This window comes from Pseudomonas sp. A6, assembly GCF_052367875.1.
Lineage (GTDB): Bacteria > Pseudomonadota > Gammaproteobacteria > Pseudomonadales > Pseudomonadaceae > Pseudomonas > Pseudomonas citronellolis.
Genome location: NZ_CP198970.1, coordinates 3,144,894 through 3,158,924, shown reverse-complemented (window position 1 = coordinate 3,158,924; position 14,031 = coordinate 3,144,894). Strand labels below are relative to the sequence as shown.

The 14,031-nt window shown below is 69.9% G+C and carries 12 protein-coding genes; all 12 read right to left on the bottom strand.

The features are described 5' to 3' along the window. Positions 1–4 precede the first annotated feature (4 nt). The 12 genes from ACTWJ5_RS14230 to ACTWJ5_RS14175 all read right to left on the bottom strand — a co-directional run bounded on the left by ACTWJ5_RS14230 (position 5) and on the right by ACTWJ5_RS14175 (position 13,914). Positions 5–1,033 carry an FAD-binding oxidoreductase gene (locus tag ACTWJ5_RS14230; protein WP_444439142.1) on the bottom strand — a complete coding sequence of 343 codons (1,029 nt, stop codon included), beginning with the start codon at positions 1,031–1,033 and terminating at the stop codon, positions 5–7. Between the two features lie 70 nt (positions 1,034–1,103). Next, entirely contained in the window at positions 1,104–1,472 is a 369-nt protein-coding gene (locus tag ACTWJ5_RS14225) for a VOC family protein (RefSeq protein ID WP_249919833.1), read from the bottom strand. Positions 1,473–1,642: 170 nt separating this feature from the next. After that, entirely contained in the window at positions 1,643–2,134 is a 492-nt protein-coding gene (locus tag ACTWJ5_RS14220) for a flavin reductase family protein (protein ID WP_444439139.1), read from the bottom strand. A 14-nt stretch (positions 2,135–2,148) separates the two neighbouring features. Then, positions 2,149–3,351, bottom strand: coding sequence for an OmpP1/FadL family transporter (locus ACTWJ5_RS14215; RefSeq protein WP_444439137.1), 1,203 nt, complete (start codon positions 3,349–3,351; stop codon positions 2,149–2,151). 5 nt (positions 3,352–3,356) lie between these two features. Continuing rightward, positions 3,357–4,586, bottom strand: a complete 1,230-nt coding sequence (locus ACTWJ5_RS14210; RefSeq protein WP_444439135.1) for a styrene monooxygenase/indole monooxygenase family protein — start codon at positions 4,584–4,586, stop codon at positions 3,357–3,359. Positions 4,587–4,720: 134 nt separating this feature from the next. Then, positions 4,721–5,713, bottom strand: coding sequence for an AraC family transcriptional regulator (locus tag ACTWJ5_RS14205; protein WP_009619907.1), 993 nt, complete (start codon positions 5,711–5,713; stop codon positions 4,721–4,723). A 181-nt stretch (positions 5,714–5,894) separates the two neighbouring features. Next, entirely contained in the window at positions 5,895–6,899 is a 1,005-nt protein-coding gene (locus tag ACTWJ5_RS14200) for a quinone oxidoreductase family protein (protein WP_444439133.1), read from the bottom strand. A gap of 64 nt (positions 6,900–6,963) precedes the next feature. Then, positions 6,964–8,886 (bottom strand): propionyl-CoA synthetase, encoded by a 1,923-nt coding sequence (locus tag ACTWJ5_RS14195; RefSeq protein ID WP_444439131.1) that lies wholly within the window; start codon positions 8,884–8,886, stop codon positions 6,964–6,966. 141 nt (positions 8,887–9,027) lie between these two features. Continuing rightward, positions 9,028–10,431 carry an amidase gene (locus tag ACTWJ5_RS14190; protein WP_444439129.1) on the bottom strand — a complete coding sequence of 468 codons (1,404 nt, stop codon included), beginning with the start codon at positions 10,429–10,431 and terminating at the stop codon, positions 9,028–9,030. After that, on the bottom strand, positions 10,428–11,291 hold the full coding sequence (locus ACTWJ5_RS14185; protein WP_116425324.1) for an alpha/beta fold hydrolase: 864 nt from the start codon (positions 11,289–11,291) through the stop codon (positions 10,428–10,430). The genes ACTWJ5_RS14190 and ACTWJ5_RS14185 overlap by 4 nt, the downstream gene beginning before the upstream one ends. 57 nt (positions 11,292–11,348) lie before the next feature. Beyond that, positions 11,349–12,683 carry a Rieske 2Fe-2S domain-containing protein gene (locus ACTWJ5_RS14180; protein WP_261746082.1) on the bottom strand — a complete coding sequence of 445 codons (1,335 nt, stop codon included), beginning with the start codon at positions 12,681–12,683 and terminating at the stop codon, positions 11,349–11,351. 226 nt (positions 12,684–12,909) lie between these two features. Then, the gene (locus tag ACTWJ5_RS14175) at positions 12,910–13,914 is read right to left on the bottom strand and encodes an AraC family transcriptional regulator (protein ID WP_116425325.1); all 1,005 of its coding nucleotides are present in this window, start codon (positions 13,912–13,914) and stop codon (positions 12,910–12,912) included. Positions 13,915–14,031: the final 117 nt, after the last annotated feature.

Here is a 14,031-nt window from a genome sequence, read left to right as displayed (position 1 = left end):
GCCCTCAGTGGCTAGCGACGAACTGTTCGCTGAAGATGTTTTCGGGGGCGACGCCCAGCTCGATCAGCCGCGCCGTGGCGGCATCGATCATCGGCTGGGGGCCGCACAGGTAGGCCACGCAGTCCGGGCCGCTCACGTCGCCCTCGCGCAGGGCGCTGACCGGGCTGCCGTGGTGCAGGCCCTCGCGCGGCTCGCGGTCCACGCAGATGCGCGCTTCCAGGCTCGGCAGCCACTGCTTGCGCAGCTCGATCTCGTCGAGGCCGAACAGCACTTCCGGGGTGGCGCAGCCGAAGCTCAGGAGCATCGGCGGCTTGCGCCCGCCGAGTTTGTGCAGGGTGTCGATCATCGACAGGATCGGCGCCAGGCCGGTGCCGCCGGCGACGAAGATGTGCGGCGCACGGCGCTTCTCCTCGCGCAGGAAGAAGGCGCCGTAGGGGCCGCTGAGGGTCAGCACCTCGTCGGGCCTGACCTGCTCTTCCAGGTAGCTGGACATGGCGCCGCCGGGCAGCAGGCGGATGAGGAACTCCAGCTTCGGCAGGTCGGCGGGGGTGCTGGACGGCGAGTAGCTGCGCAGCACCTCGAAGCCCGGCACCTGGATCTGCATGAACTGCCCGGGGCGGAAGTCCAGGCACTCGCCCTCGGCCAGTTCCAGGCGCAGGCGCACCACGTTGCTGGCGATGCGCTCAACCGAGTCGACGAAGGCATGCACCTCCCCGGCCGCGCCCGAGCCGACCTCGCTGCCGTAGGCCAGCTCGAAGGTGCAGTCCGTTTGCGCCTGGCACAGGCACAGCAGGCGCTGGCCGGCGGCGTACTCGCTGGCCAGCAGGGTGGAGCTGGCGCCGGGGCGGGTGACCGCCTCGCCGTCGGCGAGGTGGGCGATGCAGCTGGAGCAGCTGCCGGAACGGCACTGGTACAGCAGCGGCACCTGCGCCTCCAGGGCGGCGTCGAGGATGCTGGCGTCGGCCGCGACGCTGAAGCTGCGGCTGACGCCGTCGGAGAAGTTCACGGTGACTTGGTGTGTCTGGTCTTTCATGAGTGGGGTCCCACGGGATACGTCGATGGTGCGGTGGCCCGGCGCGCCGGCGGCGGTCCGGCCCGCCGGCTCAGTCCTTGTGGAAGAGCGCCAGCTTGTTGCCGTCCGGATCGCGGAAATAGGCCATGTAGAAACCCGGGAAGCGCTCGCCGGGCCGTCCTTCGTCGCTGCCGCCCAGCGCCAGGGCCAGGGCGTGTAGTTGCTCCACCCGCTCGCGGGAACCGGCCGCCAGGGCGACCATGTTGCCGTTGCCCGGCTGCGCGGCCTGTTCGTCATAGGGCGTGCAGACGCCCAGCATCGGCTGTTCCGGGGCCCGCCCGTAGAGGCTCAGGCGCGGGGACTCCAGCAGCGCGGTGGCGCCCATGGCGCCGAGGAAGGCGCCGTAGAAGGCGCGGGCGCGTTCCAGGTGGTTGCTGCCCAACAGCGTGTATCCAATCATTGCAAGGCCTCCGGAGCAGGCAGGGCGTCTTTCGTTGTCATGGCCCGATCATAGGAACCGGGGGTGGCGCCCACACTCCAATGGGTTCCCCGGTTATCCCGCCAGCGCAAATAAACCCAGCGCCGCAGGAGGAGAAACGGCGGCCCCTCCCGGGCCGCCGTGCGGGCCCGCTAAGCGCTCTGCGCGCGGGCCAGGTCCTGGTAGCGGCCGCGGTGGAACAGCAGCGGCCGCATGTCCGGCTCGGGCGCTGCCATGCGCAGCACGCGGCCGACCAGGATCAGGTGGTCGCCGCCGTCGTAGCGGTGCTCGGTGGCGCACTCGAACACCGTCAGGCAGCCCGGCAGCAAGGGCACGCCACCCACGCCGGCGCCGACCTCCAGGCCAGCGAACTTGTCCGTCGAGGCCTGGGCGAAGCGGTCGGACAGCGCCCGCTGCCCCTCCCCCAGCACGTGCACGGCGAAGTGCTCGGAACCGGCGAACGCGGGGTAGCTGTAGGCGGACTTGCCGATGCTCCACAGCACCAGCGGCGGCTCCAGCGAAACGGCGTTGAAGCTGTTCGCCGTGACGCCGATGGGCCAGCTCTCGCCGTCCAGGGTGGTGACGATGGTGACGCCGGTGGCGAACTGGCCGAGGGCCTGCCGCAGTTGGGCTCTTTCGATCATGGCAATGCCTCCGCTCAGAACGCCACGCCGTAGCTCAGGGACAGCCAGTGCTGGCCCATGTACGGCGAGGTGACCGCGTCCGGGCCGGCGCCCTCGCCTTCCACCTTGTCCTTGAAGGAACGGGCGTAGGCCAGGGACAGTTCGTGGCCGCCGGTGAAGCGGTAGGTGCCGCCGAAGGTCACGTGCCTGTGGTTGGCGGCCGGCGCCAGGATGCCCAGGTAGGTGTCGTGGCCATCGAGCAGCTGGTTGGCGTCGTTGTAGCCGGCACGCAGCGTCAGCCGCTCGTTCAGGTCCCAGGCCGCGCCCACCCGCCAGATGCGCTGGTCGCGCCAGCCGAAGCCGGGCCCGTCGGAGTCCCCGGGGGCGCCCGTGGCGCGGCTCACGCCGGGGTTGCCGAGGGACCTGACGTCGCTCCAGTAGACCTTCTGCATATCGGCGGCGAGGGTCAGCGGGCCGTGCTTCCAGGCCACGCCCAGGGCCCAGTTGGACGGCATGTCGAGGTCGCCGCCATCGGCCAGCAGCTTGTCGAAGCGGTGCATCTTCGACATGTAGCCGCGGGTGGCGTAGCTGGCGCCCAGGCTCCATTCGGGCGTCAGCTGGCCGATCCAGCCCAGCCGCAGGCCGGCGCCGTAGGACTCGTCGCGCCCCTGGGGCAGGCCGATGCTGGCGGTGCCGTCGATGTCCAGCACCTGGCGCAGCAGCATCAGGCCCACGCCGACGCTGTGCCGCTCGTTGAGCTTGCGGGCGTAGCTGGCGGTGGCGACCATCTGCTGGAACTGCGAACCGGGGTTGCGCAGCCCGCCGAAGTCGGCGTCGCGGGCGTAGGCGGTGCCCACGCCGTTGCCGACCACCGAGATGCCCAGGCTGCTGACGTCGTCGAGCATCTTGTTGGCGCCGAACTGCGGGATCACGTACAGGTCCCGGTCCTTGGAGCCGCTGATCGTGTTGCCGGCGAACTCGGCGCCGTTGTCGGCCTTGAGGAAGGCGGCGCCGACGTCCAGGCGGTCGCCGACCGCGACCATCCCGGCCGGGTTGGAGGCGCCGACCAGCGAGTCCTGCGGCAGGGCGATGACCACCCCGCCCATGCCCTCGGACTTGACGCCGTAGCCATGCGGGAAGGTGCCCTGGGTGGCCCAGGCGGCCTGCAGCGGCAGCAGGCAGGCGACGAGCGCCCCGGTGCGGCCGGACAACAGCGCTTTGTTGTGCTGTACGGGCATGGCGGTCACCCTCGCGCGGCGCTGAAGGAGGCGATGAAGCGCTCGGCCTCGGCGCTGTCGTAGTACCAGGGCACCAGGCTCTTCGGGTCGTCGAAGGCATTGGCCACGGCGGCGGCCAGCGCCGGGTCGGCGGCACAGGCGGTGAACACCTTGAGCACCGATTCCGGCGGCGGCAGCAGGTGGGTGTTGGTGAAGCGCGCGACCCACTGGGCGTAGTCCCAGTAGCGTTCGAAGGTGGCGTTCTTCCAGGCGTCGTCGAAGGGCGCCTGCCCCTGTTCGAGAATGGCGTCCAGGTAGACGCGGGCGCACTTGCTGGCGTTGTTCGAGCCCTGCCCGGTGATGGGGTCGTTGAGCACCAGCACGTCGGCCATGCCCAGCACGGTGCGCCCGGACGGCAGGTAGCCGATGGGCTTGCGCACGGTGGGCGTGACGCGCCCGACCAGGATGCCGAGGTCGTCGGTCAGCCGCAGGTTGCGGCAGCGCGGGGCCTCCCAGGGGAAGAAGCGCTCGATCAGCTCCACGGCCAGCGCCAGGTGTTCCGCCGGCGTGCTGACTTCCGCCCAGCGGTCCATCGGGCCGCCCTCGATGCATTCGAGGTTGATGATGTCCCCTGCCCCGCTCAAGGTCAGGCAGGGGAAGTTGACGTATTCGCCGATGCCGGGGTTGATGCTGATGTTCAGCGCGCTGTAGTCCTCGCGGGGCAGCATGCCGTGCACGTAGGTCAGCGAGATGGTGCGCATGCGGCGGTCGAAGGTGCTGCGCTCGGCGTCGCGCTCGAACAGCTTGCCGATCTCGCCCTTGCCGCTGGCGACTATCACCAGGTCGGAGGCGGCGGCGTAGCGCTCCAGGTCCTCCAGCCCCGCCTCCTCGATCAGCAGCCGGCCGCCCAGGCGCTCGAACTCGTGCATCCAGCGCGGCATCTTGATCCGCTGGTCGACCGACTGGCCGGGAGCCTTCATCGGCGCGCGCCAGTCGACCATCAGGCCCTCGGCGTTGCCGGCGCGCATGTGCACGCCCACGGTGGGCGGACAGCTGTCATCCCAGAAGGCCAGGCCCAGCTCGCGTTCGAAGCCCAGGGCCATGTCGTACATCGACTGGCTGGACAGCACGCGGCCGGCGGCGATGTCCGCGGCGCTGCGGTTGGAGACCAGGGTGACGTCATGGCCTTGCTTGAGCAGGCCGATGCCCAGCTGCAGCCCGGCCTGTCCGGCACCGACGATAGTTATTCTTCTCATGCGGTCCTACTCCATCATCAAGTTTGGCGGTGGCTGCGGGTGCAGCCACGGCCGTCAATGTGGAGCAAGGCGGATACAGCGAATATGCAGGCCCTGCAGCGATCATGCGAATACTGCAAGAAGCTCGCGGGGCCTCAGGCGCGGCCCCGGGCCAGGGTCTGGCGCGGCGTCTCGGCGTAGCGCTGGCGGTACTCGATGGCGAAGCGGCCGAACTGGAAGAAGCCCCAGCGGGCGAGTATCTCGGTCACCCGCGCGGGCTGGCGCGGGTCCTTGAGGTCCTGGTGCACGCGCTCCATGCGCACGTCGCGCAGGTAGCGCATGGGGCTGACGCCGAGGAAGCGCTGGAAACCGTGGTAGATCGAGCGGCCGCTGACGCCGGCGATGGCCGCCAGCGTCTCCACGCTGATCGGCTGTTCGGCGTGGGCCTGGATGTAGTCGACGGCCCGCTTGACGTGGCGCGGCAGGACCTGGGCCGAGGGCTCGCCGAGCCGCTCGCTCAGGGTGTTGGGCTGCCAGGTCAGCAGCGTGGTCATCAACGTCTGTTCGAACTGCGCCCTGACCAGGGGCATCTCGAACAGCTGCGGGGCACGCTGCAGCACGTCGAACAGTTGCCGCGCCGTCTGCCCCCAGACCGCCCCGGCGGGGTTGCGCAGGTCCATCAGCGGGTGGAACGCCAGGGGCTGGCGCAGGTCGTGGTCGAGCAGAGCGCCGGCATGCCGTTCGAGGGCACCGCGCTCGATGCGCACCACCAGCTTCTGGCAGTCGCCGCTCCAGTTCATCTCCAGGCTCTCGTCAGGCGCGTGGATGCTGCCGTGCAGGCTGTCGCTGAGCAGTTCGCGGCGGCCGATCCGCTGCCGGTCGTGGCCGGCGAAGGGCAGCTGCACCAGGTAGAACGAGCCCAGCTCGCCGGGGCGGATGTGCACCTCGGCGCCGTAGCGCATGCTGCTGAAACTCAACTGCTCGGTGCGCAGGTGCTGGTGCCGGTAGTCCAGGCGCGTCGCCGCCTGGCGCAGCTCCAGGCGGTGCTCGCAGAACACCGAGGCCACCAGCCGGCGCGTCTCGTCGAGGTCCTGCGAATGCAGCAGCGCATCGCGGTTCAGGTGGCAGCTGTCGGGCACTGTCGTCATCTTCGCCTCCCAAGGGATATCGCCATGCCAGGTTCCCGCTTCGCCGCGCCGGCCCGCACGCGTCCACCCTACCCCGCGAAGCGCCCTGCCCGGTATGGGCTGGAAAAAAATCCCGTGCCCAAGGGCACGGGCAAACCAAGGAGCTACACAAGGAGCTACAGAAAACCGGCGGGCGATGGAACTAGGCGCCCGCCGGCAACAACACGATGCAGCCCGAGGTGCGCCGGGCTTCCAGGTCGCGGTGCGCGGCGGCGGCCTGCTCCAGCGGATAGCGCTGAATGAGCGGAATCCGCACGTCGCCCCGCGCCACCCTGGCGAACAGCTCGTCGCTGAGCGCCTGGGCCCGTTCACGACTCGACACGTGGTGCCACAGGCCCTGGTAGGTGAGGTACAGCGATCCCTTGCTCACCAACTGCAGCGGCGCGATGGCCGGCGCGGGGCCGGAAGCGTCGCCATAGGCCACCAGCAGCCCGAACGGCGCCAGGCAGTCGAGGGACTTTTCGAAGGTGTCGCGGCCGACCGAGTCGTACACCACCTTGACGCCGCGCCCGCCGGTGATTTCCCGCACCCGCTCGACGAAATCCTCGCGGCGGTAGTTGATCGCGTGCGCGGCGCCGTGCTCCAGCGCCAGCCGGCACTTCTCGTCGCTGCCGGCGGTGGCGATCAGCTGCAGGCCGAGCGCCCTCGCCCACTGGCAGGCGATCAGGCCCACGCCGCCCGCCGCGGCGTGGAACAGCACGCTATCGCCGGGGTGCAGCCCTTCCACCGGGGGGCAGCGCGTCAGCAGGTAGCAGGCCGTCCAGCCCTTGAGCATCATCGCCGCGCCGGTCTCGAAGCCGATCGCGTCCGGCAGCCGGCAGACCGTCATCGCCGGCATCAGCCGCACGTCGCAGTACGCGCCCGGCGGGAAGCCGGCGTAGGCCACGCGGTCGCCTGCGCGCAGGTGCTCCACGCCGGCGCCGACCGCCTCGACCACGCCGGCCCCTTCCATGCCGAGCTGCAGCGGGAACGGCAGACCGTACAGGCCCTTGCGCTGGTAGATGTCGAGGAAGTTCACGCCGACGGCGTGGTGGCGGATGCGCACCTCGCCCGGGCCGGGCTCGCCGACGGCGACCTCGACCACGCGCAGCGCCTCCGGGCCGCCCGGCTGGTCGATGCGGATGACTCTGCCCGTGTGCTGGCTCATGTCTCTCCTCCCCTTCGAAGGTGGGGCGGATGGTCCCGTGCGGGAACCTCCGCCGGGGTACGTTTCAGCGTTTGCCCAGCGCCGCGGCGATTTCCTCGAGCACCCGCGGGTCGTCGATCGTCGCCGGCACCACGGGCGTCTGGCCATCGGCGAGGGCCCGCATGGTGGAGCGCAGCACCTTGCCCGAGCGCGTCTTCGGCAGGCGCGCGACTATCAGCACGGTCTTGAACGAAGCCACCGCGCCGATCTGCTCGCGCACCCGCGCGATCAGCTCCCGTTCGAGGTCCTCCGCCGGGCGCCGGACGCCGGCCTTGAGCACCACCAGGCCCAGGGGCAACTGCCCCTTGAGCGGGTCGGCGACGCCGATGACCGCGCATTCGGCGACGTCCGCGTGCCCGGCCAGCGCCTCCTCCATCGCCCCGGTCGAGAGGCGGTGGCCGGCCACGTTGATGATGTCGTCGATGCGCGACATGATCCAGGCGTAGCCGTCGGCGTCGAGGTAGCCGGCATCGCCGGTCAGGTAGTAGCCGGGGTAGCGCGCCAGGTAGTTGTCGAGGTAGCCCTGCACGTCGTTCCACAGCGTCGGCAGGGTGCCCGGCGGCAGCGGCAGCTTCAGCACCAGGTTGCCGATCTGCCCGGCGGCGACCGGCGCGCCCTCGGCGTCGAGCGCCTGCAGGTCGAACCCCGGCACCGGCACGCTGGATGAGCCCGGCTTGACCGGCAGCGCCTCGATGCCCTGGCAGTTGGCGATGGCCGGCCAGCCCAGTTCGGTCTGCCACCAGTGGTCGACCACCGGCACGCCGAGCAGCGACTGCGCCCAGGCGATGGTGTCGGCGTCGGAACGCTCGCCGGCGAGGAACAGCGCCCGCAGGCAGCCGATGTCGTGGTCCCGCAGCCGCTCGCCTTGAGGGTCTTCCTTCTTGATCGCCCGCAGCGCGGTGGGCGCGGTGAAGAAGGTGCTGACGCGGTGCTGGGCGATCACCCGCCAGAACGCCCCGGCATCCGGCGTGCCCACCGGCTTGCCTTCGTAGAGCAGCGTCGTGCAGCCGAGCAGCAGCGGCGCATAGACGATATAGGAATGGCCGACCACCCAGCCGACGTCGGAGGCGGCCCAGAAGACCTCGCCCGGCTTCGCCGCGTACACCGCGCGCATCGAGTAATGCAGGGCCACGGCATGGCCGCCGTGGTCGCGCACCACGCCCTTGGGCTTGCCGGTGGTGCCGGAGGTGTAGAGCACGTACAGCGGGTCGGTGGCCGCGACCGCCACGCAGTCCACCGGCTGCGCGGCGGCCATGGCCGCCTGCCAGTCGAGGTCCCGCCCGGGAACCAGTTCGGCCCGCAGTTGCGGGCGCTGCAGCAGGATGCAGTGCGCGGGCTTGTGCGCCGACAGCGCGATGGCCTGGTCCAGCAGCGGTTTGTAGGCCAGCGTGTGGGTCGGCTCGATGCCGCAGGAGGCCGTCACCACCAGCTTCGGCTGCGCGTCTTCGATGCGCTTGGCCAGCTCCGGCGCGGCGAAGCCGCCGAACACCACCGAATGCACCGCGCCGATCCGCGCGCAGGCGAGCATGGCGATCAGCGCCTCGGGCACCATCGGCATGTAGATGACCACGCGGTCCGAGCGCTCCACGCCCAGCGCCCGCAGGCAGCCGGCGAAGCGCGCCACCAGGTCGCGCAGCTCGCGGTAGCTGTAGGTTTCGCAGCGGCCGGTGACCGGGCTGTCGTAGATCAGCGCGGCCTGCTCGGCGCGCCCGCCCTCGACGTGGCGGTCGAGGGCGTTGTAGCAGGTGTTGAACTCGGCCCCGGCGAACCAGCGGTACAGGGGCGCCCGGCTTTCGTCGAGCACCTCGTCCCAGGGGCGGTGCCAATGCAGGTGCCGCGCCTGCTCGGCCCAGAATGCCCGCGGCTCCGCCAGCGAACGGCGGTGCTCCTGGCGGTAGTGGCTGTCGTCTTCCTGCCCGGCGCTGGGGCACGCATGGATTTCGTTCATTTTGTTGTTCTCTGGGTTGCATCCGGGCCCGTACCCGCCGCGGGAAACACGGCGCCGCAGGCTCAGCCCGATCTTATGAACCGCCCCCGCCCCGCACACTCCCGTGGGCGGGGCCTTTATCCCGGCAGCGCAGGAAAAAGCTCAGATGCCCGGTGGATGCCTGCGGTGCCAGTCGCTCACCTTCTGCAGCGCCATGCCCGCCCGGCACAGCACCGCCTCGCCGCCCTTGCCGGCGATGAACTGGCACCCCAGCGGCAGGCCTTGCGGGGTGAAGCCGCAGGGCAGGCTCAGGCACGGATGGCCGCTGACGTTGAAGGGCGCGGTGAACTGGATCAGCCGGCGATTGGCCTCCGCGTCCAGCGCCAGGGCCGCCAGTTGCTCGTGGCTCGGCGCCGCGTAGGGCTGCACCGGGGCCAGCAGCAGGTCGACCTGGGTCAGCAGGCTTTCCAGCTCGCCAGTGAAGCGCTGCGCGGCGAGCAGGATGCGCTGGTAGTCCATGCCCGAAAGCGCCCGCCCGCCGTCGATCAGGCGGCTCAGCGCCGGCCCGTATTCCGCCGCGTGCTGCGGGTAGGTGGCGGCATGGGCGACGGCGGTCTGCACGCCGCAATGGGCCTCCCAGTTGGCGCTCACCGCGCGGGTGTCGGGCATGCGCACGCGCAACAGCTTGCCGCCGCCCTGCAGGACGATCTCCATGACCTGCTGCAGCGCCCGCTGGATGAGCGGGTCGACGCCGTCGCTCAGCCAGGCCTCGTCCACGCCGATGCGCAGGCCCTGGAACGACTCCTCCAGGCCGGGAATCTCCAGGCACACGCTGGGCAGCGAGGTGGGGTCCTGCGGGTCGTGGCCGGCGATGGTCGACAGCAGGAACAGCGCATCGCGCGCGCTGCGGGTGATCGGGCCGATGTGGTCGAGGCTGGCGGCCAGCTCGAAGCAGCCATGCCGGCTGACCCGCCCCCAGGTCGGCTTCAGCCCGGTCAGGCCATTGGCCGCGCAAGGGAAGCGGATCGAGCCGCCGCTGTCGCTGCCCAGCGAGGCGTAGCAGAGCCCGGCGGCGGTGGCCACCCCGCAGCCGCTGGAGGACGCGCCCGCCCAGTGCCCGGCATGCCAGGGGTTGTTCGGCTCGACCAGGCTCGGGTGGTGGATTGCGAAGGCGCCCTCGGTCATCTGCAGCTTGCCCAGCAGCACCGCGCCGGCCTCGCGCAAGCGCGCGACCACGGTGGCGTCCTGCTGCGGCACGCGGCCGCGCAGCAGCGGCATGCCGGCGCAGGTCGGCACCCCGGCGGTGTCGAAGAGGTCCTTCACCGCGATGGGGATGCCATGCAGCGGGCTGCGGCACTCGCCGCGCATCAGCTCGCGCTCCGCCTGGCGGGCCTGTTCCAGGGCCAGCTCGGCGGTGACGCAGGCGTAGCTGTGCAGCTGCGGCTCCAGGCGCTCGATGCGCGCCAGCTGCGCCTCGACCACCTCCACCGGCGACAGCTTGCCGCTGCGGATCAGCCGCGACAGCTCGTACATTTCCAGGTAGTGCAGTTCGCTCGAGGCGTTCATTCGTGCCCTCCGATGAAGGTCAGCGCCAGCGCATTGAACTCGTCCGGCGCCTCGCTCTGCAGGTGGTGCGCCAGGTTGCCCAGCACGTGCAGGCGGGCGTCGGCGAACTGGTTGAGCATCAGCATCGGCACGTCGACGCCGCCGAACCAGTCGTGCAGCCCCCAGCAGATCAGCGTCGGCGCCAGCACCCGGGAGAACACCGGCATCAGGTTCTCCCACTCACCGAAGGCCCCGGGGGTCTGCAGCAGCGCGATGAAGCCGGGGTTGGCGCTGGCCTCGAAGCGCAGGCGCAGGGTCTCCTCGTCGAGGCGGGCGTCGTCGTGCAGCTCGTAGCGGCGCATCAGCGCCGCCATCTTGTCCAGGCTCGGCCCGCCGTCGGCCAGGTAGTAGTCGCTTATCAGCCCGGCGGCGTGCTTGCTGAACAGCGGCAGCGGCTGCATCACCCCGCGCTCCACCGGTTGCGAGCCGATCAGCAGCAGGCTGCCGACGCGCTCGGGATGCTCGGCGGCGAAGCGGATCGCCACGCAGCCGCCGAAGGACTGGTTGACCAGGTGCGCCCGGGCGATGCCCAGCGCATCCATGAAGCCCAGCAGCTTGCGCGCGTGCCAGGTGAAGACCGGGCCCTGCACCGGCACCATCTCAGACTGGCCGAACTGCGCCAGGTCGAGGAAATAGCAGCGGTGCCGCGCGCAGAAGGCCGCGGCGCTGAGGCGGAAGTTGCTCCAGGCGGTGCAGCCGGGGCCGCCGCCGTGGGTGAAGATCACCGGCGGGCGGTCGCTGGGGCCCTCGACCAGACGGTAGTGCAGGCGCACGCCGTCCAGTGTGACGAAATGGCTGCTGGAGCCGGGTATCTGCGGCATGGGGGTTCCCCTGGGAAGGTGACCCGGCCTGCAGCGCAGGCCGGGTCGGGCTGGCGGTCAGTCCTTGATCTGCTCGACCTTGTACCCCGGGCGCTTGCCGTCGGCGGTCTGCTTGAAGATCAGGCTGGTGTCCTTGACCGCGCCGGCCACGCCGCGGCCGGGCTTGGCGATGCCGCGGTTCCAGCGCGAGGCCAGCTTGCGCCAGGTGATCGGCGAGACGTCGGTGGCGACCAGTTGTTCCTCGTCCCAGCCGGTGCCGTCGTAGTAGAAGTTCTGCATGGCCTCGCGGGCGTACAGGTCGCAGTCGTTGAAGCCGTGCAGGCACAGCGGCTCGTAGACGCGGTCGAAGCGGTACTGGTGCTTGGTCCGCTCTTCCTCGGTGTTGCACACGCGGACGATGATTTCCCAGTACTCGTGGGTGTCGTCGGTGATGGGCACGTACCACTCGTACTGCGCCATGTGGTCGCCCGGCCAGTTCTCCACCATCAGCACGCCCGGCAGCACCACCGAGGTGCGGTAGAAGCGGCCGTTGACGCCCTCGACCTTCAGGCCCAGTTCCTTGTTCTCCAGCACCGGCGCCCACTTGTCGGTGAACAGCCACTGCATCAGGCCTTTCGGGCCGTTCTCCTCCTCCACCACGCTGATGCAATCGTCGCCGGTGGGCAGCAGGCCCAGCGGCAGGACCCAGTCCATGGCATGGACGATGGTGTTGTCCTTGTGCACCAGGATGTGCGCGTTGTCGAAGCCGTTCTCGCAGGCGATGCGCCAGTTGCCGAAGCCGGTGCGGTGCATGCCCAGCACCACCGCGTTGTCGTCCAGCAGGCTCGGCGAGGCCGGCCACAGCGGGTGCGGGAACTGCTCGCTGCGCTCGGGGAAGCGGAACGGCAGGTCCTGGGCCAGGGGCGGCACGTCCTCGTCCGGGTAGTCGTCCTCGCGGACGAAGACGAAGATCATGCCGTTGACTTCGTGCACCGGGTAGGTGGTGACGCCGGTGGTGCCGATCAGCTTGTCGTCCGGGTTGGCGACGATGGTCACCAGCTTGCCGCTCTCCAGGTCGAAGGTGAAGCCGTGGTACCAGCAGGAGATGGTGCTCTTGGTGAAGCACATGGGTTTTTCCGAGAGCCGCACGCCACGGTGCAGGCACTGGTCCTTGAGGGCGAACACCTTGCCGTTGGCGCGGCGCAGCACGATGGGGATGCCGCAGATCTGGATGCCCTCGACCTGGTCCTCCACCAGCTCATGGCTGAACAGCGCCGGATACCAGTGGTTGATGAAGCCCCAGGCCGCATCCTTGTAGGGCTGGTACTGGCTCTGGGTCTTGGCGTTGTTGACGCGGGCATCGCTGATGCCGGTCTTGACCTGGCGGCGGCGGATGATCGGTTGCTCGGACATGAAGGGACTCCCCATTGGCTGACTGGACAGGCGCCGCGCCATGCGGCGCGCTTGCGGGCCATCCTAGAAAGCCGCTCCCCGGCTGACGCTCCCGCAACCGAGGGCGTTATCCCCCCAGCGCAGAAAAAGCGCAGGGGTTACAGGGGCATGGGGAAAGGGGCTGGGCGAGACGCAGGTGCGAGCGGAGAGGCAGTGCGGGGAAGGGGGACGTCCGTGTCCGCGGTGTTCAACGGGCCAGGGTTTCCGAGGGGCTTTCGCCGAAGCGGCGCTTGTAGTCGGTGGTGAAGTGGCCGAGGTGGCTGAACCCCCAGCGGAAGGCCACGGCGGTGACCGTGGTGTTGCCCGGGGACTGGCGCTGCAGCTCCTCCTGGACGTGGCGCAGGCGCACCTCCTTCAGGTACAGCATCGGCGAGGTGTTGCGGTAGCGGCGGAAACCGGTGAACAGCGAGCGGCTGCTGACGCCGGCGTGCTCCGCCATGTCGATGATGGAGATCGGCTCGTGGGCGTGCTCCTCGATGTAGCGCTCGACCTTCTTGACGAAGGACGGGGCGATCACCGGCCCCTCGCTGGCGAGCATTTCCGCGCTGTAGTTGTGCGGCTGGCAGGCCAGCAGCACGTTCACCAGCGACTGCTCGAACTGCGCGGCCAGCAGCGGCGAGGGCTCGCCGTCGTCGGCGGAAAGGCTGTCGTAGATCCAGCCGACGGTGCGCATCCAGCAGCGCCCCTGCGGCGTGTCCAGCGGCATGGCCGGCTGGAACTCCAGTTCCTTGCGCAGCATGCGCCCCAGGTGCTGCTGGCAGTTGCGCTCCAGCAGGCTGGTGTCGATGCGGATGATCAGTTTTTCGGTGCTGTTGCTGTGGTTGATCCGCGACGGCAGGTGGGCGTTGAGCACCGAGCCCATGTGCACGTTGGAAAGCACGCGCTGGTTGCCGCACTCGATCTGTTCCTGCCCGCAGATCGGCATCTGCACCAGGGTGAAGGTGTCGAGTTCGCCGGGTTCGATGGTGATGTCGCCGCCATAGCTCATGCGCCCCATGCCGATACTGCCCAGGCGCCGGTAGTAGATGCGGGTGTTGACCGGGCTGTTGGCGTCCAGGCTGGACAGGCGGTTCTCGCAGAATATGCGCTCCCCGCACTTGCGAGCCTCCTCCAGGTCCTGGGTGCGACAGACTTCGTAGCGCGACAGGACGACGTCCGGTGGTACCGCGGGGGAAAAGAACAGGCGTTCCATATAGCACCCTCCTCCGCCCGGGCACGCGACCGGGCAGGCTCTCACGTTTTATTCGGTGCGCGGCGTCGGGGACTGCGCACCCTTATTGTTATCGCGACCAGGACCGGCCGACCGCTG

Excerpts from the sequence above, each read along its gene's own strand:
- ACTWJ5_RS14230 (WP_444439142.1), bottom strand. The coding sequence starts at position 1,033 with ATGAAAGACCAGACACACCAAGTCACCGTGAACTTCTCCGACGGCGTC.
- ACTWJ5_RS14225 (WP_249919833.1), bottom strand. The coding sequence starts at position 1,472 with ATGATTGGATACACGCTGTTGGGCAGCAACCACCTGGAACGCGCCCGC.
- ACTWJ5_RS14220 (WP_444439139.1), bottom strand. The coding sequence starts at position 2,134 with ATGATCGAAAGAGCCCAACTGCGGCAGGCCCTCGGCCAGTTCGCCACC.
- ACTWJ5_RS14215 (WP_444439137.1), bottom strand. The coding sequence starts at position 3,351 with ATGCCCGTACAGCACAACAAAGCGCTGTTGTCCGGCCGCACCGGGGCG.
- ACTWJ5_RS14210 (WP_444439135.1), bottom strand. The coding sequence starts at position 4,586 with ATGAGAAGAATAACTATCGTCGGTGCCGGACAGGCCGGGCTGCAGCTG.
- ACTWJ5_RS14205 (WP_009619907.1), bottom strand. The coding sequence starts at position 5,713 with ATGACGACAGTGCCCGACAGCTGCCACCTGAACCGCGATGCGCTGCTG.
- ACTWJ5_RS14200 (WP_444439133.1), bottom strand. The coding sequence starts at position 6,899 with ATGAGCCAGCACACGGGCAGAGTCATCCGCATCGACCAGCCGGGCGGC.
- ACTWJ5_RS14195 (WP_444439131.1), bottom strand. The coding sequence starts at position 8,886 with ATGAACGAAATCCATGCGTGCCCCAGCGCCGGGCAGGAAGACGACAGC.
- ACTWJ5_RS14190 (WP_444439129.1), bottom strand. The coding sequence starts at position 10,431 with ATGAACGCCTCGAGCGAACTGCACTACCTGGAAATGTACGAGCTGTCG.
- ACTWJ5_RS14185 (WP_116425324.1), bottom strand. The coding sequence starts at position 11,291 with ATGCCGCAGATACCCGGCTCCAGCAGCCATTTCGTCACACTGGACGGC.
- ACTWJ5_RS14180 (WP_261746082.1), bottom strand. The coding sequence starts at position 12,683 with ATGTCCGAGCAACCGATCATCCGCCGCCGCCAGGTCAAGACCGGCATC.
- ACTWJ5_RS14175 (WP_116425325.1), bottom strand. The coding sequence starts at position 13,914 with ATGGAACGCCTGTTCTTTTCCCCCGCGGTACCACCGGACGTCGTCCTG.